30 protein-coding genes and 3 tRNA genes are annotated in these 22,433 nt (G+C 65.9%); 23 read left to right on the forward strand and 10 right to left on the reverse strand.

The features are described 5' to 3' along the window. Nucleotides 1-3: 3 nt before the first annotated feature. Together PT015_RS21945 and PT015_RS21950 are read left to right on the forward strand one after the other, a co-directional pair. The gene (locus PT015_RS21945; protein ID WP_285187186.1) at nucleotides 4-945 is read left to right on the forward strand and encodes a class I SAM-dependent methyltransferase; all 942 of its coding nucleotides are present in this window, start codon (nucleotides 4-6) and stop codon (nucleotides 943-945) included. 36 nt (nucleotides 946-981) lie between these two features. Beyond that, nucleotides 982-1,908: a hypothetical protein gene (locus PT015_RS21950; protein ID WP_285187187.1), complete on the forward strand. Its 927-nt coding sequence runs from the start codon at nucleotides 982-984 to the stop codon at nucleotides 1,906-1,908. On the opposite strand, the gene PT015_RS21955 is transcribed toward PT015_RS21950, so the two are convergent. Then, nucleotides 1,905-2,729: an NYN domain-containing protein gene (locus tag PT015_RS21955; RefSeq protein WP_390887885.1), complete on the reverse strand. Its 825-nt coding sequence runs from the start codon at nucleotides 2,727-2,729 to the stop codon at nucleotides 1,905-1,907. The two genes, PT015_RS21950 and PT015_RS21955, sit on opposite strands and share 4 nt — an antisense overlap. Nucleotides 2,730-2,786: 57 nt before the next feature. Between PT015_RS21955 and PT015_RS21960 the strand changes: the two genes are divergently transcribed. Beyond that, nucleotides 2,787-3,155: a SpoIIAA family protein gene (locus PT015_RS21960; RefSeq protein WP_285187189.1), complete on the forward strand. Its 369-nt coding sequence runs from the start codon at nucleotides 2,787-2,789 to the stop codon at nucleotides 3,153-3,155. Here the strand turns inward: PT015_RS21960 and PT015_RS21965 are convergent. Continuing rightward, nucleotides 3,133-3,687 (reverse strand): DUF998 domain-containing protein, encoded by a 555-nt coding sequence (locus PT015_RS21965; protein ID WP_285187190.1) that lies wholly within the window; start codon nucleotides 3,685-3,687, stop codon nucleotides 3,133-3,135. The genes PT015_RS21960 and PT015_RS21965 overlap by 23 nt on opposite strands. 105 nt (nucleotides 3,688-3,792) lie before the next feature. On the opposite strand from PT015_RS21965, the gene PT015_RS21970 reads away from it, so the two are divergent. Together PT015_RS21970 and PT015_RS21975 are read left to right on the forward strand one after the other, a co-directional pair. Continuing rightward, on the forward strand, nucleotides 3,793-4,146 hold the full coding sequence (locus tag PT015_RS21970) for a VOC family protein (protein WP_285187191.1): 354 nt from the start codon (nucleotides 3,793-3,795) through the stop codon (nucleotides 4,144-4,146). A 29-nt stretch (nucleotides 4,147-4,175) separates the two neighbouring features. Continuing rightward, nucleotides 4,176-4,511: a VOC family protein gene (locus PT015_RS21975; RefSeq protein ID WP_285187192.1), complete on the forward strand. Its 336-nt coding sequence runs from the start codon at nucleotides 4,176-4,178 to the stop codon at nucleotides 4,509-4,511. Here the strand turns inward: PT015_RS21975 and PT015_RS21980 are convergent. After that, nucleotides 4,508-5,398 (reverse strand): SCO6745 family protein, encoded by an 891-nt coding sequence (locus PT015_RS21980; RefSeq protein ID WP_285187193.1) that lies wholly within the window; start codon nucleotides 5,396-5,398, stop codon nucleotides 4,508-4,510. The two genes, PT015_RS21975 and PT015_RS21980, sit on opposite strands and share 4 nt — an antisense overlap. Nucleotides 5,399-5,464: 66 nt before the next feature. Between PT015_RS21980 and PT015_RS21985 the strand changes: the two genes are divergently transcribed. After that, nucleotides 5,465-6,556, forward strand: a complete 1,092-nt coding sequence (locus PT015_RS21985; RefSeq protein WP_285187194.1) for a DUF2235 domain-containing protein — start codon at nucleotides 5,465-5,467, stop codon at nucleotides 6,554-6,556. Here the strand turns inward: PT015_RS21985 and PT015_RS21990 are convergent. Both PT015_RS21990 and PT015_RS21995 read right to left on the reverse strand, forming a co-directional pair. Then, nucleotides 6,551-8,290, reverse strand: coding sequence for a sulfatase-like hydrolase/transferase (locus tag PT015_RS21990; RefSeq protein ID WP_285187195.1), 1,740 nt, complete (start codon nucleotides 8,288-8,290; stop codon nucleotides 6,551-6,553). The genes PT015_RS21985 and PT015_RS21990 overlap by 6 nt on opposite strands. Beyond that, nucleotides 8,283-8,726 carry an SRPBCC family protein gene (locus PT015_RS21995; protein ID WP_285187196.1) on the reverse strand — a complete coding sequence of 148 codons (444 nt, stop codon included), beginning with the start codon at nucleotides 8,724-8,726 and terminating at the stop codon, nucleotides 8,283-8,285. The genes PT015_RS21990 and PT015_RS21995 overlap by 8 nt, the downstream gene beginning before the upstream one ends. 91 nt (nucleotides 8,727-8,817) lie before the next feature. Here PT015_RS21995 and PT015_RS22000 point away from each other — a divergent pair, with 91 nt between their 5' ends. Further along, complete coding sequence (locus tag PT015_RS22000; protein ID WP_285187197.1) at nucleotides 8,818-9,270, forward strand: universal stress protein; 453 nt, start codon at nucleotides 8,818-8,820, stop codon at nucleotides 9,268-9,270. 4 nt (nucleotides 9,271-9,274) lie between these two features. Here the strand turns inward: PT015_RS22000 and PT015_RS22005 are convergent, their stop codons facing one another. Beyond that, nucleotides 9,275-9,772 carry a hypothetical protein gene (locus PT015_RS22005; protein WP_285187198.1) on the reverse strand — a complete coding sequence of 166 codons (498 nt, stop codon included), beginning with the start codon at nucleotides 9,770-9,772 and terminating at the stop codon, nucleotides 9,275-9,277. A gap of 210 nt (nucleotides 9,773-9,982) precedes the next feature. Between PT015_RS22005 and PT015_RS22010 the strand changes: the two genes are divergently transcribed. Beyond that, nucleotides 9,983-10,354 carry a nuclear transport factor 2 family protein gene (locus tag PT015_RS22010; RefSeq protein ID WP_285187199.1) on the forward strand — a complete coding sequence of 124 codons (372 nt, stop codon included), beginning with the start codon at nucleotides 9,983-9,985 and terminating at the stop codon, nucleotides 10,352-10,354. A gap of 101 nt (nucleotides 10,355-10,455) precedes the next feature. Further along, nucleotides 10,456-11,046, forward strand: coding sequence for a hypothetical protein (locus tag PT015_RS22015; RefSeq protein ID WP_285187200.1), 591 nt, complete (start codon nucleotides 10,456-10,458; stop codon nucleotides 11,044-11,046). Between the two features lie 35 nt (nucleotides 11,047-11,081). On the opposite strand, the gene PT015_RS22020 is transcribed toward PT015_RS22015, so the two are convergent. Beyond that, the gene (locus PT015_RS22020) at nucleotides 11,082-12,179 is read right to left on the reverse strand and encodes an HNH endonuclease domain-containing protein (protein ID WP_285187201.1); all 1,098 of its coding nucleotides are present in this window, start codon (nucleotides 12,177-12,179) and stop codon (nucleotides 11,082-11,084) included. Nucleotides 12,180-12,256: 77 nt separating this feature from the next. Here PT015_RS22020 and cynS point away from each other — a divergent pair, with 77 nt between their 5' ends. The 3 genes from cynS to PT015_RS22035 are packed head-to-tail and all read left to right on the forward strand — an operon-like array spanning nucleotide 12,257 to nucleotide 15,120. Next, the gene (gene cynS, locus PT015_RS22025; RefSeq protein WP_449247460.1) at nucleotides 12,257-12,712 is read left to right on the forward strand and encodes a cyanase; all 456 of its coding nucleotides are present in this window, start codon (nucleotides 12,257-12,259) and stop codon (nucleotides 12,710-12,712) included. Nucleotides 12,713-12,766: 54 nt separating this feature from the next. Next, a complete protein-coding gene (locus PT015_RS22030) occupies nucleotides 12,767-14,113 on the forward strand; it encodes a DUF2254 domain-containing protein (protein WP_285187203.1) in 1,347 nt (448 codons plus the stop codon). Beyond that, a complete protein-coding gene (locus PT015_RS22035) occupies nucleotides 14,110-15,120 on the forward strand; it encodes a patatin-like phospholipase family protein (RefSeq protein ID WP_285187204.1) in 1,011 nt (336 codons plus the stop codon). Before PT015_RS22030 ends, PT015_RS22035 begins: the two co-directional genes overlap by 4 nt. Nucleotides 15,121-15,122: 2 nt before the next feature. Here PT015_RS22035 and PT015_RS22040 read toward each other — a convergent pair whose 3' ends face one another. The 3 genes from PT015_RS22040 to PT015_RS22050 form a co-directional block, all read right to left on the reverse strand. Beyond that, complete coding sequence (locus tag PT015_RS22040) at nucleotides 15,123-15,818, reverse strand: crotonase/enoyl-CoA hydratase family protein (protein ID WP_285187205.1); 696 nt, start codon at nucleotides 15,816-15,818, stop codon at nucleotides 15,123-15,125. A gap of 22 nt (nucleotides 15,819-15,840) precedes the next feature. Further along, nucleotides 15,841-16,689: a hypothetical protein gene (locus PT015_RS22045; protein ID WP_285187206.1), complete on the reverse strand. Its 849-nt coding sequence runs from the start codon at nucleotides 16,687-16,689 to the stop codon at nucleotides 15,841-15,843. A gap of 65 nt (nucleotides 16,690-16,754) precedes the next feature. Then, complete coding sequence (locus PT015_RS22050; RefSeq protein ID WP_285187207.1) at nucleotides 16,755-17,471, reverse strand: MBL fold metallo-hydrolase; 717 nt, start codon at nucleotides 17,469-17,471, stop codon at nucleotides 16,755-16,757. Between the two features lie 120 nt (nucleotides 17,472-17,591). Here PT015_RS22050 and PT015_RS22055 point away from each other — a divergent pair. From PT015_RS22055 to rplA, 11 genes are all read left to right on the forward strand, one after another. Beyond that, nucleotides 17,592-17,664: transfer RNA gene (locus PT015_RS22055), tRNA-Thr, on the forward strand. Between the two features lie 35 nt (nucleotides 17,665-17,699). Beyond that, nucleotides 17,700-17,773: transfer RNA gene (locus PT015_RS22060), tRNA-Met, on the forward strand. Nucleotides 17,774-17,808: 35 nt separating this feature from the next. Continuing rightward, a complete protein-coding gene (gene rpmG / locus PT015_RS22065) occupies nucleotides 17,809-17,976 on the forward strand; it encodes a 50S ribosomal protein L33 (protein ID WP_003898538.1) in 168 nt (55 codons plus the stop codon). Between the two features lie 76 nt (nucleotides 17,977-18,052). Further along, nucleotides 18,053-18,502 carry a (3R)-hydroxyacyl-ACP dehydratase subunit HadA gene (hadA, locus tag PT015_RS22070; protein ID WP_390888048.1) on the forward strand — a complete coding sequence of 150 codons (450 nt, stop codon included), beginning with the start codon at nucleotides 18,053-18,055 and terminating at the stop codon, nucleotides 18,500-18,502. After that, the gene (hadB, locus tag PT015_RS22075) at nucleotides 18,489-18,917 is read left to right on the forward strand and encodes a (3R)-hydroxyacyl-ACP dehydratase subunit HadB (RefSeq protein WP_285187209.1); all 429 of its coding nucleotides are present in this window, start codon (nucleotides 18,489-18,491) and stop codon (nucleotides 18,915-18,917) included. Before hadA ends, hadB begins: the two co-directional genes overlap by 14 nt. Before the next feature lie 3 nt (nucleotides 18,918-18,920). Further along, entirely contained in the window at nucleotides 18,921-19,421 is a 501-nt protein-coding gene (gene hadC / locus PT015_RS22080; RefSeq protein WP_285187210.1) for a (3R)-hydroxyacyl-ACP dehydratase subunit HadC, read from the forward strand. 134 nt (nucleotides 19,422-19,555) lie between these two features. Then, a tRNA-Trp gene (locus tag PT015_RS22085) sits at nucleotides 19,556-19,628 on the forward strand. Between the two features lie 165 nt (nucleotides 19,629-19,793). After that, nucleotides 19,794-20,219: a preprotein translocase subunit SecE gene (gene secE / locus PT015_RS22090; protein WP_285187211.1), complete on the forward strand. Its 426-nt coding sequence runs from the start codon at nucleotides 19,794-19,796 to the stop codon at nucleotides 20,217-20,219. A 146-nt stretch (nucleotides 20,220-20,365) separates the two neighbouring features. Beyond that, a complete protein-coding gene (nusG, locus tag PT015_RS22095) occupies nucleotides 20,366-21,091 on the forward strand; it encodes a transcription termination/antitermination protein NusG (protein WP_390888049.1) in 726 nt (241 codons plus the stop codon). 72 nt (nucleotides 21,092-21,163) lie between these two features. After that, nucleotides 21,164-21,592 (forward strand): 50S ribosomal protein L11, encoded by a 429-nt coding sequence (gene rplK, locus PT015_RS22100; protein WP_285187212.1) that lies wholly within the window; start codon nucleotides 21,164-21,166, stop codon nucleotides 21,590-21,592. Nucleotides 21,593-21,676: 84 nt separating this feature from the next. Then, entirely contained in the window at nucleotides 21,677-22,384 is a 708-nt protein-coding gene (gene rplA / locus PT015_RS22105) for a 50S ribosomal protein L1 (RefSeq protein ID WP_285187213.1), read from the forward strand. Nucleotides 22,385-22,433: the final 49 nt, after the last annotated feature.

A 22,433-nucleotide genomic window follows, 5' to 3' on the forward strand; every position in this document is an offset into this window, starting at 1 on the left:
GTCGTGGCGAGAACCGATGACGACAGCTGGGAAATCACCGAGAGTGTGGGCGCGACGGCGCTGGGTGTGGCCGCGGCGCGGGCTGCCGACACCGAGAGCAGCGACCCGCTGATCAACGACCCGTTCGCGCGGGTGTTCCTCGACCGCGTCGGACACGGCGTATGGGACTGGTACGGCGCCCCTGAACTGCCCACCGAGGTCGTCGAGGCCGAACCCGACATGCCGCAACGCATGCAGGCACTGGTCAGCTACTTCGCCACGCGCACAAGGTTTTTCGACACGGCCTTCATCGACGCCGCCAATGCCGGTGTCCGACAGGCGGTGATCCTCGCCGCCGGCCTGGACGCCCGGTCGTGGCGGCTGCCCTGGCCTGACGGCACCACCGTCTACGAGCTCGATCAGGATCGCGTCCTGGACTTCAAGCTCGAAACCCTCCACGACCACGGCGCCGAGCCGAAGGCCAACAGGGTCGCCGTCGCAGTGGACCTGAGGCAGGACTGGCCAACGGCACTGCGGCAGGCCGGTTTTGACGCCACCAAACCCAGTGTCTGGTCGATCGAGGGCCTGCTGATGTACCTGCCCGCCGCGGCCCAGGACCTGCTGTTCGACCGCATCCAGGAACTCGCCGCTCCCGGCAGTCACGTCGCCGTCGAGGGCCTCGGACCCGAATTCGCCGTCCCCGAACTGCGCGCGCAGCGACGCGAGCGGATGGACCGCGTGCGCGAGTTGATGGAGCAGTCGGGCACACAGCTCGAGGTGCCGAAGACCGACGAGCTCTGGTATTTCGAGGAGCGCGAAGATGTCGGCGATTGGCTGCGCCGGCACGGCTGGCAGGTCACCGCGACCCCGTCGGACGAGCTGATGGCCAGCTACGGTCGCCCGTCACCCGACGGGCTCGAAGAGGCGTCGCCGACGCACTGGTTCGTCTCCGCGCAAAAACAGTGACTTGCGGGCCCGTGCGCCGCATTTAGGCTGGCGGGCATGGATGCGCCGGCGACCTGGGCCGAGATTCGTCCCCTGCTGCGGTCGATCCTGCGGCCCGCCACCTACGGGAGTCTGCTCAAGCCCGGCGACACTCCGCCGTGGCGCATTCCGATCACCACCTTCCTGCACGAGCTGGTCGCCATCGACCTGCCCGAGGCGCGGCTCATCGTCACCACCGACAACACCACGGCCTGGGGTGTCACCGGCACCGACCTCTTCGTCGCGGGCCGGGAGAACGTCGCCGCGCTGCATCCCCCCGGCAGCTACGACCCGGGCACCGAAGGCGTGTTCGTCGACGCCGACCAGAGCAGCTACATCACCTCGGCCATCCTGACGCCGGGCTGGCTCGCGTCGTTCGCTCAGCCGAACGGACCCCGCCCCGTCGCGTTCGTCCCGACCGAGGACACGCTCGTCATCGGTTACGAGCGCCAGGACCTCTTCGACACCGCCGCACAGCTGTACGGCGAATCCGATCGCGGGGCGTCGCCCGAGGCGCTCACCGCTGCCGGCAACGCCCTCACCCCATACCTCGACGCCGGCCCACACCCATTGCGCAGCAACGCGATACAGGCCCGGGCCCAAGCCGCCGCGCGCCAATACGCCGAACAGGCCGGCTTCCTCGCACAGCTCTACGAAGAGCAGCTGATCGAGACGTTCGTCGCCGCAACGCAACTGATCGACACCGAGCACGGGAAGTGGTCGGCCGCCGTGTGGGGCGAGGGAGTGCTCTGCGAGTTACCCGAAGTCGACTACGTCTTCTTCGCCAACGACGACGGTCGCTTCGCTGTGCCGTTCTCGGTCGTCATCGACCTGGTCGGCATTCAGCCCACACCGGGCTACTTCCCGCCGCGCTACCGCGTCAACAATTGGCCCGACCCGGACGTGATGGCCGCGCTCAGAACCCACGCCGTGCCGGTCGCCTAACGCAGCCGCACCATCCGCGTCGTCGAACTCTCGTCCAACTCGACCACATCCGACCGCGACCGCAGGAAGTCGCTGAAAGACTTGAAGCCCAACGATTTTTCGCTGAACGACGGGTCCATCCGCTTCATTTGCGCCTTGACCGCCGAATTGTGCAGCCAGTCGACGTCGTCCTTCTCGGTGCCGATCCGCAGCGCGCGGGTCAGCAGCGCGGTGGCCGCGGCGTCGTTGTCCGGCGCCGGGGCCTCGTCGGCCGCGGGTTTCGACGGCGTCTTGGCCACCGGCACCCCGGGCAGCGCGTCGTAGATGACGAAGTCGTCGCACGCGGCGGCCAGCGCCTTGCTCGACGACCCGGCCACCCCGACGCCCACCACGTAGCGGCCCAACCGCTTGCAGCGCTGCGCCAGCGCGATGTAGTCGGAGTCGCCGGCCACGATCACCACATGCGTCAGGTCGGGCAGCCGGAACATGTCCTCGACCGCGTCGACGGCCAACCGGATGTCGGCGCCGTTCTTCCCGTAGGCTGCCGCGGGAAACAGCTGCACCAAATCGACTGCGCGGCCGACCAATTGCTGGCGATAGCCGTTGTTCACCTCCGACGACCAATCGGCGTACGCCCGCGTCAGCACCAGCGTGCCGAATGAGGAGGCGAAGTCGATGATCGCGCCGACATCGACGGTGGCGCGCTCCAGCCGGTCCGCCTTCAGACCCTTCGCCTTGTCCTTCTGAAACGAACTACGCCCGTTGACCTGGTCGTACCGCGAGATGACGATGTTGTCGAAGTCGAGGTACACCGCCACACGGTCGGCATCGGCATCTGTCATGAGTCCAGTCTTGACCATCGGTGGCCTCGCGAACCGGATTTGCGGATAGTGGATGTCATGATCGAACTATTGCCGGACATGCCCGCGGGAGTGACGGGTGTCCGCGTCTCGGGCCGCCTCGGCGGTGACGAGTTGCGCGAGGTCAAGCCCACCATCGAGGACATGCTCAAGACCAACGAGATCCGCATTGTCGAGGTGATCCCGGACGACTACGAGGGCTTCGGCCCGGGCGGGCTGCTAGAAGACCTCAAGCTCGGCTTCAGCACGGTCTGGCCGCAGCACGCGAACTTCAAACGCATCGCGGTGGTGTCCAACAAGGCCTGGGTCGGGCACACACTGCACGCGCTCGCGTGGATGATCCCGGGTGAGTTGGCGATCTTCACCCTCGACGAACTCGACAAGGCTAAGGAGTGGGCCGCCGGCTGAATAGCCAAGTGCCGGTGAGCAACTGCCACACCGTGATCGAGTAGACGCTGCAGCGCTCGACCAGCCCGCGCGGCAGCGCGCCGGACTTCAGGTCGATCACAAACACCACGAAACTCAGCAGGCCGAACACCCCCAGCCCGAGAGACACCCGACGGTGCCGGGGGGCACCGATAATTGACGCTCCTGCAAGGACTGTGGCGTTTCCGCCCACGATCGCCAGCACCGCGCCGACGGCATGCGTGGCAGACCCGCTGTGAAAGAACGCGATGAGCAGGTTGCCGACGGCGTTCGCAGCGGCGCAGCAGGCCAACGCTCCCGTCCGACGCAACGCCACCGCGCCGGCGAAAAGCAGCGAACCCTGCACGCAGAACGCAAGATTCATCAACCACGCCAAGGGTGACCCAGAGCCCGGCACGCCGAGATCGCTGATGAAATTGTGCGCATAGCTGTAGCGAGATTGAAACGCGTATGCCGCAACAGCTTCGAGCGCCACGTAGGCAAAAGCTCCGCAAAACCAGACAACGCCCGCCAAGCGGCGATTCGAATGACTCATTACCTGATGAACGCTAGCCGAATCTCGGGTTGACCAGCGCCAGAAGAGTTACCGTGGCGACTACGCCCAAGAAATGAGGTTCCCATGAGTGATTACCAGGTCAAGCTCATCATCCTGTCGACCGACGACCTCGACGAATCCATCAAGTTCTACAGCGACACCCTCGGCATGGCGCTGAAATTTCGCGACGGCGCCCACTTCGCCGCGCTCGACGGCGGCCCCGTCACCCTCGCGCTCGCGACCGAGGTGGACCATCCCATTCCCGGCCAGGTTGTCGTCGGCATCAAGACCGACGATGTCGACGGCGCCGCTCAGGCGATCGAGGCCAACGGCGGCGGCATCGTGAGGGGCCCGTACGACGACGCCCACGAGCGCCGCGCCGTGGTGTACGACAACAAGGGCAACGGCATCGTCTTCTACAAGCCCCTCGGCCGCTAGTGATCCACCACGTTCAGGTCGCCTGCCCGGTGGGCGGCGAAGCGGACCAGCGCGCCTTCTACGCCGGCGCCCTCGGCTGGGACGAACTCGAGAAGCCGCCACTGCTGAAGCGCCGCGGCGGCTGCTGGTTCCGGGTCCCCGGTGTCGGCGGCCCGGACGGCGAGATCCACATCGGCGTCGAGAAGGATTTCCGGCCGGCACTCAAGGCGCACCCGGCGTTCGTCGTCGACATCGACGACGCGGCGTCCCGGCTGGAAGCGGCCGGCTACCGCGTCGACTGGGCCGACGAAGCGGAGATCCCGGGCCGACGCCGGTTCCACTCCCGCGACGGATCCGGCAACCGGATCGAGTTTCTGGCGGGCTAGCCGGTCAGATGCGCGCTGGCGTCGTCTAACTCGTTGCGGCGCAGCGCCATCGGCGTCATCGCCGGCACGTCACCGGCCTCCACCACGATGCGGGTGATCGGGGTCAGCACCCGGAACAACGTCTCGACCTCGTCGTCGCTCAGCACGTCGAGCACCGCGAGGGCAAGCTCGTCGGTGCGGGTCTCCAGGTGGTCCTTCAGTGCGCGCCCGGCGTCCGTCAGCGACCCGTCGTCTGCCAGAAGGCCCCGAGCGGCCAGGCTCCGTTCCTGCGACTGCCATTCCTCGTCGTCGTAGTCACGGGTGCTGGCGATGTAGTCGCGGGGGATGGCGCCCGACGCGGAGTGCAGCACGTTGCATTCCCGGCCCGTCACGCCTGCGGCGCTGAGGACCGACGTGTGTACGTCGCCACGATGCTCACGCAGCAACGTCGTCGCGTGCCACAGCGCCGCCAACGGCTCGTCAGGCCACGGCAAGGCCCGGTTCGCCGCGAACAGCGGCCGCCCGCACACCGGCGCGCTCTTCGCGACCTTGCCGAGCAATTCCGCTGCGGCAGGGACGTTTTCGTCACCGCCGAGACCATAGCGCTCGAGCACCCCGACGGCGGTGTCCAGGCGCACGCGCAAGGCCTCGGCGGGCCCGGCGATCTGCCACGCCGCCGGCAGCGCCTTGGCCACCCGTGACGGTGCGAAGTTGTAGAAGATCGCGGTCACCACCTCCGGCGGTACCGCGCCCAGCGGCGCCGAGCGTGCGGCGAAATAGCCCATCCAGTAGCCCTTGTAACCCAGCCCGTCCAGCGCCTCGCGCACTTCGGGGGCGAAGTACGTCACGCCGTGAATCGGCTCGAACCGGTCGAGAAATCGCCGCGCAAGCTTTGGTTCTCTATGCATAAAACCCGAGCCTAGGTGTTGTCGAACTCCCCGACAATGCCTGTGCCGCGAACTAGAGTCCGGCAGATGACGCAGGGGAAGCGCATCGTCCTGTGCTTCGACGGCACCGCCAATCAGATCGGCGCGGGCAACCTCACCAACGTCGCCAAGTTCTTCGAGATGGTCAAGAAGGACGATCCCACCAGTCAACTCGCTTACTACGACCCGGGCGTCGGCACGCTGGCGCCGATGCACACGTCGCTGCCCAGCACGCTGGTCTTGCTGTTCGAGCAGGCCTTCGGCATTGGCCTGAAACACAATGTGGCACAGGGATATCGGTACCTGATGCAACATTGGCGGCCCGGCGATGCGGTCTACATCTTCGGCTTCAGCCGCGGCGCCTACACCGCACGCGCGCTGGCCGGCATGCTGTTGCGTCCGGGGTTGCTGCGACCCGGCTCGGAGAATCTGCTGCCGTATGCCGTCGAAAAGTACGCCATCAACCGGTATTTCACCGCCGACGAATACGACAAGTGGGCCGAGTTCGCCCGCGCATTCTGCTGGCGCACCGAAAACGAGCCGCTGTTCGAGACCGTCAAGAAGAACAGCCCGAACCAGGTCTGGCACTACGCCGTGCCTGTGGCCTACCTCGGTGCGTGGGACACCGTGAAAGCCGCCGGATTCTTGCGCTTCGGCAATCTGCGCTGGCCTTACACCCGTGCGCTGCCGAACGTGGCACGCATTCGGCACGCCGTCTCGATCGACGAGCGGCGCCGCCCCTACCGCGAATACCTCGTCGAACGACACCCGCTGGGCCTCGAGGAGCGCTGGTTCGCGGGCGTGCACGCCGACGTCGGCGGGACCTTCAAGGACTGCCGGTTGGCGACCATCGCGCTGAAGTGGGTTACCGACGGCGTCGCCGCGGAGCTGACGCAGGACCCCGACTCCTACCGCCAACAGTGCGCGGTGACAGAGGATTTCGCCAATGCACCGATCCATGACAACGGCAAGCTCTGGTATCTGGTCGGGTGCCGCAAACGGCCGCTGGGCCCCGATGCGCTGGTGCATCCGAGCGTCCTGGTGCGCCGCGCCAATGACCCGAAGTATCTGCCGGACCTCACCGCCGAACAGCAGCAGCGCAGCGCCGATCCGACGGACTGGACCAGCCCGGCGTTATAGGGTTTGGCTCCACCGAGAGGCATAGGGCCACGGCCTGTTTCGCTCCGGGATTGCCTCGGCCCGTGCCGCTTTCAGTTGGGCCCGCAAGTGTTGGCGCAGCTCGTGCAGGCCCGGGTCGCTCCATCGGTTAGCGGCCTCGATGGGATCGTTGGTGAGGTCGTACAACTCCCACTGGTCGTCCAGCGGGCTCATCCGGTACGCCTCGCCGCCAAGCCCGTTCGCGGCGAGGTGCCGCACGCCCGGTTCGGTCCAGGTCGCCGGGTCGTCGAAGGTGCGCACCAGCTTCCACAGGTGGCCGTCGACGCGGACCACCAGACCCTCGAAGTTCGACCCGACGTGGGCGGGAACCCGAATGCGAATTAGCGCAGGCGGATTCGACACTCGCCGCAACCGGCGGGCGGCGGCTGAGGCGCCGGTGTCGCCCTCGAGCATGTTGTCGCGGGTCATGATGTAGACGGCGCGATCGTCGTTGGCCGGTCCGCCGTCCACCACGGGCATCAGGTCGCGGCCCGGCAGCGGATGCACCTCGGAGAACGAGTCGGCCAGGTCGTCGGCCGTCGCCTCGACATCGACGCTCGCCGCGGCCAGCAGCGTCGGCAACAGGTCGACGTGCGACGTCGGCGCCGTCACCTCCCGCGCCGCCGTGGCGCCAGCGCCGATCCGTGCGATGACGAACGGAACCCGGGTCGCCTCGTCGTACAGGTTGAACCACTTCTGGTGTAAACCACCATGTGCCCCAAGCAAATCCCCGTGATCGGACGTCCGGACCAGCACCGCGTTGTCCGAGCCGCCCTCGGTGACCGCGCGCCGCACCCGATCCAGAGGCCCGTCGACCTCGGCGTGCAGCCGGTAGTACAGGTCGCGGTAGCGCTGCGCGTTGCCGCGGTAGGCCCGCTCGATCACGGGGGCCGGTCCATAACCGGTCGCGTAGGCCTCCCGGAACGCGATCTGCGCCGCCGGTTTGGTCGTCAGGTCCTCATCGGCCGTCGGCGCCGCGGGCACGTGCGGCGGGTCGAGCGGCGACGCCTTCAGCGGGCCGCGCCGCACCCATCCCGGGAACAGCACGATGTCGTGCGGATTGACGAAGCTCGCGACTAATAGGAATGGCCGCTGTGCGGCGGGGTCGCCGGCGCGCCGCCGGGCGTACCGGTCGATCAGCCACGTCACGACCCGATCTGCCACCAGCGGGTCGCGGCGAATGCCCGCGTTACCCGGCAGCGCGCCGTGCGGCTCGGGCCCCACCCACCCCGAAAACCCGAACGCACCAAGGGGATCGGCGTCGAGATAGCGCTGCACCGCGTCGTGGTCGACATCGCCGTTGGCGTCGTTGGTCTGCACCACTGACCCGTCGGCGTCATGCAGGTCGGCGTGCGAGATGTGCCACTTGCCGTCGTAGTGGGTGTCGTAGCCCGCGGCGCGAAACCAGCTGCCCATCGTCGGCACCTCGCGCGGGCGCAGCCAGCGCATCCGCGAATCGTCCGGCATCTTGCCGAGGCCGTCGGTCTGGGTGACGCCGTGCAGATCGGGGTAGTGGCCGGTGAAAATCGTTGGGCGACTGGGCGCGCAGGCCAGTGAGCCGGTGTAGTGCCGGGTGAAGCGGACGCCGTTGTCGTCGAACCAGTTGCGGCCGTGCAGGGTTCGCTGCCGCCAGGCGAGCACTTCGGGCGACTCATACGATGGGACCGCGCGTTCCTCGTCGGTCATCAGGATGATGATGTCGGGTTGATCAGGCATCGCGGTTCTCCAATCGGCGGGCTAGGCCGGCGAGCATGATGTCGGACTGCCGGGTTTGGACGCGGCACACCACCCGTTCGGCGAGCTTTCGCACTGCGCCAGAACCGATTTCGACGGTGCTCGTCACGGTGACTACCGTCCCGTCACCGGATGGCCGCAGGCCCCAGCGATTGCTGAATCGCCGCACCCGCCTGGGCAGGCCGTCGACGTCATAGGCGAGCGCGACGCCGGCGTCGAACTCGGTGATCGTCTCGACCAGGGCGTTGCGCCCGATCTGCACCCGCCGGGTGGTACCGAGCGGTTCGCGGCCCTGCACGAGGATGCACGAGTGGTCGATGTTGTCGGCCCAGGCGCTGATCGAGCCGAAGTCGGCGAGCACGTCCCAGACGGCCCGCGGGTCGGCGGCGATGGTCCGGCTGCGGTCGATGGCGGCCACCGCCTCACGGTACGCGGCGCGAAGCCTGTTCAGGCGGGCATTTCTGCGAAAACGGCGGGCCACGGGTGGACAGCGGCGCTACGGTCAGGTTATGACGACCTACAAGACCGTGGTGGTCGGAACCGATGGTTCCGAATCGTCCCTGCGCGCGGTGGAGCGCGCCGGAGCAATCGCTGCCGATTCCGACGCGAAGCTGATCATTGCAACGGGCTACCTGCCCGAGAAGGACGACACCCGCGCCGCCGACGCGCTGGGAGCGGAGGCCTACAAGGTCACCGGAACCGGGCCCGTCTATCAGATGCTGCACGACGCGCGGGATCGAGCGAAGGCGGCCGGAGCCACCAAGATCGAGGATCGGCCGGTCAAAGGCGGTCCCGTGCATGCGCTGGTGGACCTTGCCGAGGAAGAAGACGCCGACCTCCTGGTCGTCGGGAACGTCGGATTGGACACCGGCGCCGCGATCATCGGTCGGGTGTTCTCGATCCCCGGCGCCGTCGCGAACCGCGCCAAGATCGACGTCCTGATCGCGAACACCACCGGCTGACCGCTCAAACGATCAGCACGCCCAAGCCGTTCGGTGGCCCGTCCGTTTCGGCTCCGAGCAGGTCGAGGGCGGATTGCATCGACTTGTCGCCGTAGCTGATGAAGCTCGCTGCGCGCTGCATGCCTTCGCCGTCGATATTGTGGGACGCTGAAATGCAGTCGGGTAGCCCGAGCGTGTAGCTGCTAATGGCTTGTTGCAGAAGCAAATTCACCGCCGGTTCCGGACTCGGCATGTGTTCGCGGAGTTGCGCGACCGCGTCACCGGCAATCCTGCAGGCGGCCCCCGTCGCGGGGATGTCCTGGCGAGATGCCGCGGCGGCGATGTTGTTCCGAGCGGTCACCAATCCGTCGATGGACTGCTGCGACTGACCGAGCCAGACAGGCATCGTCAGTGTGGGCTGAACCGGAGGGGCGGCTTCGTTGGACGGCGCCGGCTGTTCGGTCCGCCAGCTGTGAAAAGCGGCCAAGAGCGCACCGATGGCAATCAGCACCGCCCAGCTCATGAGCGTAAAGCGTTGCTCGCGTTGATATCTGCTTGTGCCTAGTTGCGCTGCGACCATAGCGAAAGTTCCAGACTCGAGATTGGACAGGCGCTAGTTGGCTCAGCAGCCATAAATATTTAGGAGAGGTACCCAATGCCCAGGCCTGATAACCCTGGACGTTCTTTACGCCGACGCCGTGTGTCGGTCGATGGATGCCGGGTACCCACGGGTATGCAAGCAATCACCGAACAGTTCGTTGCGGCGCTGGCCGACCTGCACCGCAACCGTGAATCCGGGCCGATTGTCGACTTGTTCGCCGAAGATGCGAAACTCAGCAAAGTCGGCATGCCGCACCACGATCAGGGCAAGCAGGGTGCCCGAGAGTTCTGGCAGCGCTACCGCGAAGTTTTCGACGCGATCGACGCCACCTTTCAGCGGGTTGCCACCGACGACCGCGTGGCGTTCCTGGAGTGGACGTCCGAAGGCACGCTGAAGGACGGCAGCGACTTTCGCTATCAAGGCGTCAGCGTGCTCGAGGCGGAGGGCGACCTCATCGACTCGTTCCGGACCTACTACGACACCGCAGCGTTCGTCGATAAGTAGCGCGATGTTTCGGAAGGTCGACATGGGTGTATCCGTGCCTGGTCTGGCTGGTGCCGAGAATCGTTGCGCCAGTGCAATCTTCTTCCCAGAAGGGATTTTCCATGTCTACTCGCAAAACCGTGATCCGGTCCCTCCATGACCTCGGCGCCGCCGCGTGGTTCGGCGGTTCGCTGATGGGGGCGATCGGTGTCAACGGTGCCGCGGCCGCCGTCCGTGAACCCCAGGACCGGGCCCGCGTGGCGTCGGTCGGGTGGGGTAAGTGGAGCCCCGTCAACGCCGCCGCGATCGCCGCGCACCTGGTCGGCGGGGCGTCGATTCTGGCCGCCAACCGGCACCGTGCCCGCTACCAGACCGGCGTCCGCGGCAACACCGTCGCGAAGATCGCCGCCACCGGCGCGGCGCTCGGCGCCACCGCGTACGCCGGCAGCCTGGGGGCGAAGGCTTCCGAGGGCGCCGGCCATCACACGCACGGCGCGACCGACCCGTCGTCGCAGACACCTTCGGACGTCGCCTCTGCGCAGCGCCAGCTGCGCTACCTGCAGTGGGCCCTGCCGGTGCTCACCGGATCGATCGTCGTGCTTGGGGCGCAGCAGGGTGAGCAGCAGCGCCCGCATCAGATCCTGTCCGGATTCGGCCGCACGGTCGGCCGTCGGGCGCACGATCGGGCGTCGTCGCTGCGGTCTGCGGCCTGAGCGATATCGCATACGGTCACGATTCCGAACCAGGTCTAATGGTGCGGAAAGTCTTCGGGAGCGACGCGTATCCACCACGGTGGATAGCTGATATCGAGGGCGGTGATCTCGTGGTAGCCCGCCCAGGTCGGCACGCCGTTCGGCTGACCGCGGTACAGCCCCCGCGCGGCCGCGACGACGCGGTCGCGCTGGGTGGGCCACTCCAGTTCGATGGCGATCTGCTCCAACACATTTCGATTGCGTCCGAGAACCCGATCCACGATCTCGACGGCGGGTAGCGAATTTCGTTTGTCCCCGTTGCACCGAGCGCAGGCGAGGACAAGGTTGGCCAACCCGTCGATCCCCACGACCGACCACGGCAATACGTGATCAATGGGGTTGTCGGGCCGCAATTCCGCGCGGCAATAGAAGCAACGGGCCCCGAACGCTTCCTTCAACGGTTCGCGTACCGCCGCCAACGCGACGCGCTCGCGGCCGAAGAGATGACCGGCGACGTCCGGAACGTCGGCCTCGAGGAATTTATTGATGCGCCGGACGTCCTCCACCCACATGATTTCCAGTGCCGGCTTCAGCAGCCCGGAAAGGCGAGCGAGCCCATATGCCACACCGGGTTTCAGCTCGATGGCGTCGCCGTGAGCGCGAAGTGCCTTGCGGGAGATCTGGTCGTTGAGGAACGAGTCGTCGTACAGGAACGGCTCGCTTGCGGCCGAACCGGGAAAACGTTGCAGTCGGTGTAGCGGCTGCTGGGCAAGGCAGAGGGTGATCTCATCGATCGCGGTTCCATAAGCCGACGGCACCCGCACCATTGCTACCTCGAGCGCCGTGTTACGCCCAGCCGCTGCCCGAAAAGTATTCGCGGCAATAAGAATTCGAGCCCGGGGCTGCGTCGACTGGCGCAGCTCCTGCCCCTCAAACGGCCGGACCTGCCGCCAGTAGATTTCGAGGACGCGATGTGCCAGATCGGGGATGGGGACAACGAGCGTCTCGGCTGGCGCGTCGGGTAGATGTTCAATGCAATGGTCAATCAGCGCCATCAAGGTGGCGAGCTTGTAGGTCGCGGTGCGCAGGCCTGTCTCTAGGATCGCGACGACACGCTGACCGAGCAGCAGCGGGTCGGCCAGCGGATCGGACACACCACTAGATAAGCATGCGCGGTGAAGTGTCGGCGCTGAGTCGGTGGCGGCAGTGCCCTTCCGGCATGCTGGTCCCCATGACTCGCCACGACATCACCGAGCAGATCGTCCTCGCCCGGCTGGCCAAAGGCCTGACCTGGCAGCAACTGGCCGACGCGATCGATCGGCCGGTCGTCTGGACGACTGCGGCTCTGCTCGGCCAGCACCCGATTCCCGCCAACTTGGGCAAGGTGCTGGTCGAGTTGCTGGGTCTCGACGAATCGGCGATCCCGGTGCTGGCCGCGGTGCCCTATCGCGGCGGCCTGCCCACCGCGGTCCCCACCGACCCGACCATTTACCGGTTCTACGAGGCCCTGCAGGTCTACGGCCCGGCGCTCAAGGAACTGATCCACGAGAACTTCGGCGACGGGATTATGAGCGCGATCAACTTCAGCATCGACATGCAGAAGAAGCCGCACCCAGCCGGCGACCGTGTCGTGGTGACGTTCGACGGCAAATTCCTTCCCTACGACTGGGTTTCGGCGCAGCCGTAAAGAATCCGTCAAGACGCGCGCGGGCAAAGTCGACCGAGCCTAGGGTTTGGTCGAATGCGCGGTCTATACGCCGAGGCCGATTGGCGCCGGGAGGCGCTACGAACGAATCTGTGGCTGGTGCCGGTGCTGGAAACGGTTGCCGTGCTGATGCTGTTCGGGGTGACCTACGCCATCGACCGGTCGGCGTACGACGGGTTGATCAGACTGCCGACCTGGGTGCTCAGCGGCACCGCCGACGTCGCCCGCGTCCTGCTCGCAACCGTGGCCGCGGCCATCATCACCGTTGTCGGCATCGTCTTTTCGATCACCATCGTCGCCTTGACACTGGCGTCGACGCAGTTCGGCCCGCGGATGCTGCGCAACTTTGTCAGGGACCCCGGAACACAGCTGTCGTTGGGCGCATTCGTGGCCAGCTTCTGCTATGCCATGATCGGGCTGGTCTCGGTGGGCGGAGGCCCGCACGGTGATTTTGTTCCGCACCTGTCGATCACGGTGACGCTTATGCTCACGCTGCTCGACGTGGCTGTGCTGATCTACTTCCTCAACCACATCGCCACGATGATTCAGCTTCCCGTGGTAATCGCGGACATCGCCACCACGTTGGTCAACGAAGTCACGGCGATGGAGAACTCCGATGCTTTCAGTGTCGGGGTGGCCCGTGGTCCGACTCAGGACGAGTTGCGGACGCTGCTGACCGGGGCCGGCGCTCCGATACGGACGCCGCGCAGTGGATATCTCCAGGTCATCCGGCACGATGTGCTGGTCAAGATCGCTGCGAACGCTAACGCCGTCGTCCAGTTGCCGCACCGCCCTGGGCATTTCATGGTGGCGGGTCAGGTGATCGCGCGGGTTTGGCCTCCAGAAGCCGCGGGCTCCGTCGCGGAGCGACTGGCGCTGGGCCATGTAGCGGGCGCGTATCGGACTCTGCCGCAGGATGTTTCGTTCGGATTCGACCAACTGGTCGAGATCGCACTGCGGGCACTGTCGCCGGCCGTCAACGACACCTTCACCGGCATGACGTGCATCGACTGGATTGCCGACTGCCTGTGCCGAATCGCTCCACTCTGGCATCCGCAGCGAGTGCGGCGAGACGCCGAAGGGTACATCCGCGTCATCGCGTTCCAACCTAGTTTCGACCGGCTCGTCGAGCGCACCTTCGACACCATCAGGCAGGCGGCAATTGGCATGCCTGCCATCATGATTCGTCAGCTCGACGCGATCGCCAAGGTGATTGAGCAGGTACCCGACCGGCAGCGGCGCACCGCGCTCATCCGCCAAGCCGAGGCGATTCAGCGCTCGAATTCGACGACGGTCGCCGATCCGGCCGACCGCGACGACGTCACGCGGCGCTACCAGGCCGTCCTGGCGCTTATCACACCGGCGGCTACCGTGGGGGCGTGACTTCCGAACTCAAGGCGGACCTCGTCCTGTCTGGCGGCGGCGTCAAGGGCATCGGGCTGGCAGGCGCCGCGGTCGCGCTGCTCGAAGCCGGCTATTCGATCCAGCGGGTCTCCGGCACCTCGGCCGGCTCGGTCGTCGGCGCGATCTTGGCCGCCGGTGCCGATGAGCTGACCCCCGAGCAGGTCGAGACGCTCACCATGACGTTGCCCTACAAGAAGTTCCTCGACCCGACCCGGATCACCGGCATCCCGCTGCTTGGCCCGGCCTGGGGTGTGCTCAGCGAAACCGGTATCTACAAAGGCGATTACGCGCATGAGTGGATCAGATCCGAGCTGGCCAATCTCGGGGTGCACACGTTCGGCGACCTTGCCATCAAGAACGACAACGTCCCACCCGAGCAGCGGTACCGGCTGGTGGTCACCGCGTCCGACGTCACCACCGGCCAGCTGGTCCGGCTGCCGTGGGACTACCGCCGGATCTACGGTCTCGATCCCGACGAGCAACCGGTCGCCGACGCGGTGCGCGCCTCGATGTCGATCCCGTTCTTCTTCAAGACCGTCAAGCTGACGAGCGCGGCGGGCCTGACCTCGACGCTGGTCGACGGCGGGATGCTGTCGAACTTCCCGATCGACTCCTTCGATCGTCGCGACGGCAAGCTGCCGCGCTGGCCGACCTTCGGCGTCACGCTGCTGCCCAACCTTCCGCAGGGCAATGACAAGGTAATTCCCGCTCTGGCACCGGTGAATTGGCTCTTCGGCGGCCCACCGCTGATCGAAGCGTTGATCACCACCATGATCGTCGGCCGCGACCAGGCCTACCTGAATCAGCCGTGGGTGGACTCGCGCGCGATCCGCGTCGACTCCTCGAAAGTCGGGTTCCTCGACTTCAACATTGGTGCCAGGCAGATGCAGGAGCTCTACCGGAGCGGCCACAACGCCGCCGAAGAGTTCCTGGAGTCGTGGAACTGGGACGAATACCTCGAGCGCTTCCGGCGCCCGGCCAGCTAGGCCTAGGCGCCGAGTTCGTCTGCCATGTTGTCGATTCCGGCCCGAATGCCCGCCAGAGCCTCGGCCCGGGTGCGCAACTTCGTCGCGGTGTGAGCATGCCGCTTCAACGTCGCGAATTCGCGCGCGGCCTCCTCGGCGCGGCTGAGCACCATGTCGGGCAGCACGATCTCGTCCACCCAGCCCGACGCCACCGCGGTCTCGCCGAAGAACGTCTTCGCCAGGCCGGCCGACTGCTGGAACGCGGCCCGCGTCAGGCGCAGCTTCATCACTTCCAGCGCCGCATAGGGGATCGTCATGCCGATCGCGACCTCGTTGGCCTGAATGTTGTACGCGGGGGCCGCAATTCGGTGGTCGCCGCTGGCCAGCAGGAAAGCGCCCATCGCGATCGCGTGGCCGGTGCAGGCCATCACCACCGGCTTGGGATACGACAGCAACCGGTGGGACAGCTCGAAGCCGCCCTTGAGCATGTCCACCGCAGCCTGGGCGTCGCCGGAATTGAACACCTTGAGGTCGAAGCCGCCGCTGAACACCTTCTGGTTGCCGGCGATGACGAGGGCGCCGGCGTCGTCGCGGTCGGCGTGGTCGATCGCCTCCTGCAACGCCTGCTGCATGGTCGGTCCGAGGACGTTGACCTTGCCGTCGTCCATGGTGATGAACGCGATTGAATCGTCGAGGCGATAAGTGACTGGACCGCTCATAGAGCGATTGAATCAGACTGCGTCAGACCCGCTCGCCGCGGTGCTTGCCGAGTTCGGCCTCGGCGTTGCCCCAGCGCAGGCTGACGTCGGTCGGCGGCGCGTCGATCTGGCGGGTCCGCCAGCGATCCTTCGTCTCGTCCACCGCGCGGTTGATCCGCTCGATCTCGCCGCGGAACACGTCGGCGCGGGTCTCCTTGGTGGCGTAGTGGAAGTAGGTCAGCAGGCCGCGCAGCAGCTCCAGCTTCTGCTTCTCCCGCTTAGCCAGGTCGTGGGTGGTCATCAGCTCGATGCGCTGGACCGGCGGCAGCGACGCCCAGTCGAGCACCACCTTGGTTTCCAGCGGTCGTCGGCCGCGCTGCCAGAACTTCCATCCCCGCGGAGCCTCGACCCGGTCGTAGTAGGTCACGGTGCCGGGGAAGCGCGACTCGATGCCCTCGCCGAGCTCCGCGCGGTCCAGCGCCGAGTCCCACACCGTGCGCCACTCCTGACCCGGGGCCAGTGTCGGCAACTGGCTGGGGAGCTGCAGCTCGACGACGTCGGCGTATCCGTCGGTGGCGTTCTCGTACTCGGCGACGGTCGGAGGGTGCGGGAAGGTGAAGGAGATGTCGTGGGCGGAGGTCTTGCCGAAGTTACGGACGACGAGTTCGATGACGTGCCAGTCCGCGGCGTGCGGCTCCATGAACATGCTGACGTGCGGGCGGTGTTCTTCCGTCGCCGCGCGGCGGTTCCGGCGGATCTGCACGTTGGTGTAGATCAGGGCGGTGACGCCGAGCGCGAGCAGCGCCCACACCGCCCAGGCCAACCAGGTAGCGGATCCCGCACCCGCCACCTCGTGCCACCGATCGCGGATCCATTCCATCGAAGAACCCATCGCTTTCGCCTACTTCACGCGCTTGGCCGCGTGAATATTCGCTGGAGAGCCGATATCCGTCACAGTTAGCCGCCCATCAGCGTTCGCCACTGATCCAGATTAGCCACTCGGTAAACGTAATTTGAACGCTTGACCTCAGACAACGAGGCGCTTGGTTCCGCCGAATACCAGTGTCCGGGAAATACTGTCGGATCACCCGATAACTGTGCAAGTTTTTGCAGGCTGCGATATATCTCGTCGGAATCGCCGCCGGGAAAATCAGTGCGACCGCAACCCTCGAGAAATAGGGTGTCGCCCGCGACCAAACGGCCGTCGAGCAGGAAACACTGGCTACCCGGCGTGTGGCCCGGGGTGTGTAGGAGTTCGATATCGATATCGCCGACGCTGACCTTGTCGCCGTTGTCGTGCGAGGTGAGATCGCTCATCGGAATTCCGGTGATGCGCGAAACAAACAGCGCTTCTTCGGAATTGACGTGGACGGGAACATTGACCCGCTCGAGCAGTTCGGCGAGCCCTTTCAGCTCGAAGCCCATCATCGAGCCGCCCACGTGGTCGGGGTGGTGGTGGGTGACTAATACGCCGGACAGGTGCATGCCGTCGGCCTCCAGCGTGTCGACCAGGTCGCCGGCCGCGTAGGCGGGATCGACGACGACACAGTCGCCGGACCGCCGGTCACCGATCAAGTAGGCAAAGTTGCGCATCTGCTGGGCGATGCCGTCGCCCTTGGCGAAGTCGCGGCCGGAGAGTAGTTGCCGGAAGTACAGCTGGTCTGTGTCGGGCACCAGAACAGCCTAAGCGGGACCAGGGACGCCGAGTGCACCTCTTCGTTTTGGTGCCCTCGCGCGGCAGGCTGTACCCTCTTTTAGGCCCGAGGCTTGACCGAACCGGTCACTACGGGTGCGGCCCCCTTAGCTCAGTCGGTAGAGCGTTTCCATGGTAAGGAAAAGGTCAACGGTTCGATTCCGTTAGGGGGCTCGGCGGATGCCAAACGGGCAGGTGGCCCGTACCGAGGCGGTGTAGCTCAGTTGGTTAGAGCGAACGACTCATAATCGTTAGGTCGCCGGTTCAAGTCCGGCCATCGCTACAAGACAACAACGAAGACCGGAAAGAAGAACCGACGTGGCCTCCAGTACCGATGTACGGCCCAAGATCACCTTGGCGTGCGAGGTGTGCAAGCACCGCAACTACATCACCAAGAAGAACCGCCGCAACGACCCGGACCGGTTGGAGCTCAAGAAGTTCTGCCCGAACTGCGGCAAGCACCAGGCGCACCGCGAGACACGCTGACGCGTGCCGTCAGCTATCTACTCAGACTGACTAGGTAGGTTCGAGAGCTGTGTCGTTGGGCCAGAAGATCGTCGGGATGCACTACCGATACCCCGACAGTTACCAGGTCGAGCGGGAGAAGATCCGCGAGTACGCCGAAGCCGTCAAGAACGATCTCGACGTGTTCTTCGAGGAGAAGGCCGCGACGGAGATAGGCTACGAGACGTTGCCCGCGCCGCTGACCTTCATCTCGGTATTCGGCTACCGGGCGCAGAGGTCATTTTTCGACTACGCGAACATCAGCCTCACCGATGCCCAGATCGTGCAGGTCGACCAGGTTCTGAAATTCCAGAAGCCGATCGAGGCCGGTGACAGGCTCTATTGCGACGTGTACGTGGACTCGGTTCGGCAGGCACACGGCACCGACATCATTGTTTTGAAGAACATCGTCACTAACGAAGCTGGTGACGTCGTGCAGGAGGGCTACACGACCCTGGCGGGCCGTGCGGGTGAAGGAGAAGAAGGTTTCAGCGATGCCACTGCGTGAATTCGATTCGGTGAAGGTGGGCGACCAAATTCCGGAGAAGGTCTACCCACTGACCCGACAGGATTTGGTGAACTACGCCGGCGTCTCCGGCGACCTGAACCCGATCCATTGGGACGACGAGATCGCCAAGGTCGTCGGGCTGGACACCGCGATCGCCCACGGCATGCTCACCATGGGGCTAGGCGGCGGCTTCGTCACGTCGTGGGTCGGTGACCCGGGAGCCGTCACCGAGTACAACGTTCGGTTCACCGCCGTGGTACCGGTGCCCAACGACGGCAAGGGCGCCGAGGTCGTGATCAGCGGCCGGATCAAGTCGGTCGACCCGGACAGCAAGACCGTGACGATTGCGCTGACCGCCACCACCGACGGCAAGAAGATCTTCGGCCGGGCGACCGCGTCGGCGAAGTTGGCCTAGGTCATGGCGATCAACACCGACATCCTCGGCCTGGTCTGGGACTACCCCGAGCGCTTCGTGGTGGGTCGGGAGCAGGTGCGCAACTTCGCGCTGGCGGTCAAGGCCGACGACGCGGCTCACCAGGACGAAAACGCCGCCGCCGAGCTCGGCCACGCCGATCTGGTGGTGCCGCCCACGTTCGTGACGATTCTCGCGAAGCTGGTCCAGGCGGACTTCATGCGCAAGGTCGATACCGGTTACGACACCATGCAGATCGTGCAGGTCGACCAGAAATTCGTGTTCCACCGGCCGATCCTGGTCGGCGACGAGTTGCACGCCCGGATGGAGATCGACTCGGTCGTGGAGCGATTCGGGGCGGATATCGTCGTCACCCGCAATACGTTGACCGATCAGCACGGCGAGCTTGTCCTGGAGTCCTACACCACGGTGATGGGCCACGAGGGCGACAACTCGGTCAACCTCAAATGGGACATGGAGAGCGGCCAGGTCGTCAGGACCGCGTGATTAGTACCTGACACCTGCACCGCTGTACACTCGGACCTCGGGGTTTTCCCAGTATCAGCGTCTTTTCCCTTGAGTGGGCGAAGCGCGCGTGCTGGAAGGCCCCGACAAGCGCAGGTTGGCCTGCCAACCAGCGAAGGGGCGTAGCTCAACTGGCAGAGCAGCGGTCTCCAAAACCGCAGGTTGCAGGTTCAAGTCCTGTCGCCCCTGCGATGCGTCCGAAGACGATGCGGGCCGGTTTGGCCCGAGGAGGAGTCGGACCTGAAATGCGTCCGAAGACGATGCGGGCCGGAACGGCCCGAGGAGGAGTCGGACCTGAAATGGTGGACACTGGAAGGTGACCACCACGCACACGAATGAACGAAGGAGCATGCGGTGAGCGACGAACGCGTCGATGCCGACGCCGCAGCCGACGGCGGCGGATCCGACGACCCGCAGGGCGGTCGCACCGCGGTGGTGACGCCGCAGCGGCCCACCGGCAAGCGGTCCCGCCAGCGGCCCGACGCGGACGACGCGACCGGCGCGGTCGAACTCACCGACAGCGACTCCGACGACTCCGGCAAGAAAGCCAAAAAGGCGAAGAAGGCCAAGAAATCCGACGAGCCGTCTAGCAACCCGTTCGTCTTCGTCCTGACCTACCTGAAGCAGGTCGTTGCCGAACTGCGCAAGGTGATCTGGCCCAACCGCAAGCAGATGGGCTCCTACACCTCGGTGGTGCTGGCGTTCCTGGTGTTCATGGTGACGCTGATCGGCCTGGTGGATCTGGGCTTGGCCAAGCTAGTCCTGCTGGTCTTCGGCTGAGCATGATGAGAGGACTGAATTAAGTGACTTCCTTCGAGGGCCAGTCGGCCTCGGAAGTGTCTGACGCGCGCATCGAGGCTGCCGACGAGGCGACCACGATCGCCAGCAGGACCGCCGAGTCGCTGGATCAATCGACGGCCGAGGCAGTGTCGGAGGCGGCCGCGGCGCTCGGCGCAGATGAGGCCGCTGAAGCGCCGGCCGCCGCTGAAGCGCCGGCCGCCGCCGAGGAGCCGGCCAAGGACGAGGACGTCGACCCCGCCGTCGCGCTGAAGGCTGAGCTGCGCTCGAAGCCCGGCGACTGGTACGTCATTCACTCCTACGCGGGCTACGAGAACAAGGTGAAGGCCAACCTCGAGACCCGTGTGCAGAACCTGGACGTCGGCGACTACATCTTCCAGGTGGAAGTGCCCACCGAAGAGGTCACCGAGATCAAGAACGGCCAACGCAAGCAGGTCAACCGCAAGGTGCTGCCGGGCTACATCCTGGTGCGGATGGACCTCACCGACGAGTCGTGGAGCGCGGTTCGCAACACCCCGGGTGTCACCGGGTTCGTCGGCGCGACCTCCAAGCCGTCGGCGCTCACACTCAACGACGTGGTGAAGTTCCTGCTGCCGCAGGGCGCCGCGAAGAAGCCCGTCAAGGGCGCCGCCAGCACCGCGACCGCGGTTGCCGAGGGCGGTCTGGAACGTCCCGTGGTCGAGGTGGACTACGAGGTCGGCGAGTCGGTCACCGTCATGGATGGGCCGTTCGCCACGCTGCCGGCGACGATCAACGAGGTCAACGCCGAACAGCAGAAACTCAAGGTGCTGGTGTCCATCTTCGGCCGCGAAACACCTGTGGAACTGGGCTTCACCCAGGTCTCGAAGATTTAGTAGTTACGGCGTCGGACGACGATGCGGGCGGTCCCGCTGAGGAGTCCGGCCATAGAAAGGAACACCACACTCATGGCCCCGAAGAAGAAGGCCGTCGGGCTGATCAAGCTGCAGATCAAGGCCGGGGAAGCCAACCCCGCGCCGCCGGTCGGTCCGGCGCTCGGTCAGCACGGCGTCAACATCATGGAGTTCTGCAAGGCGTACAACGCCGCGACGGACGCCCAGCGCGGCAACGTCGTCCCGGTGGAGATCACCGTCTACGAGGACCGCAGCTTCACCTTCGCGCTGAAGACGCCGCCGGCCGCGCGCCTGCTGCTCAAGGCCGCCAAGGTCGCCAAGGGCTCGCCCGAGCCGCACAAGGAGAAGGTCGCCAAGGTCACCTGGGACCAGGTCCGCGAGATCGCCGAGACGAAGAAGGCCGACCTCAACGCCAACGACATCGACGCCGCCGCCAAGATCATCGCCGGCACCGCCCGGTCGATGGGCATCACCGTCGAATAGGACTTCGGCGGGAAGATCCGCTGAAACGTGGGAGGGCCAGCTTCGGCCCGCCAACCACAACCAACACTGAGATTGGATGCACGAATGAGCAAGAACAGCAAGGCATATCGCGCGGCGCTGGAGAAGGTCGACCGCGACAACCTCTACAGCCCCCTGGCAGCCGCGAAGCTGGCGAAGGAGACGTCGTCGGCCAAGCAGGACTCGACCGTCGAGGTCGCCATCCGCCTGGGCGTCGACCCGCGCAAGGCCGACCAGATGGTCCGCGGCACGGTCAACCTGCCGCACGGCACCGGTAAGACCGCCCGCGTCGCGGTCTTCGCGGTGGGCGAGAAGGCCGAAGAGGCCACCGCGGCCGGCGCCGACATCGTCGGCGGCGACGACCTGATCGAGAAAATCCAGGGCGGCTTCCTCGACTTCGACGCCGCGATCGCGACGCCGGACCAGATGGCCAAGGTCGGCCGGATCGCCCGCATCCTCGGCCCGCGTGGCCTGATGCCGAACCCGAAGACCGGAACCGTCACCCCGGACATCACCAAGGCCGTCAACGACATCAAGGGCGGAAAGATCAACTTCCGCGTCGACAAGCAGGCCAACCTGCACTTCGTGATCGGCAAGGCGTCCTTCGACGAGAAGGCGCTGGCCGAGAACTACGGCGCCGCGATCGACGAGGTGCTGCGGCACAAGCCGTCGTCCTCGAAGGGCCGTTACCTGAAGAAGATCACGGTCTCGACGACCAACGGTCCGGGCATCCCGGTCGACCCCGCGGTCACCCGTAACTTCGCCGAGGCGTAAGTCTTCTCGCTCGACGTCAGCCGGCGCGGCCACGCCCCGATGCGTCGAG

Origin of the sequence: Candidatus Mycobacterium wuenschmannii (genome assembly GCF_030252325.1) — a bacterium.
In the GTDB taxonomy this organism is placed as follows: domain Bacteria; phylum Actinomycetota; class Actinomycetes; order Mycobacteriales; family Mycobacteriaceae; genus Mycobacterium; species Mycobacterium wuenschmannii.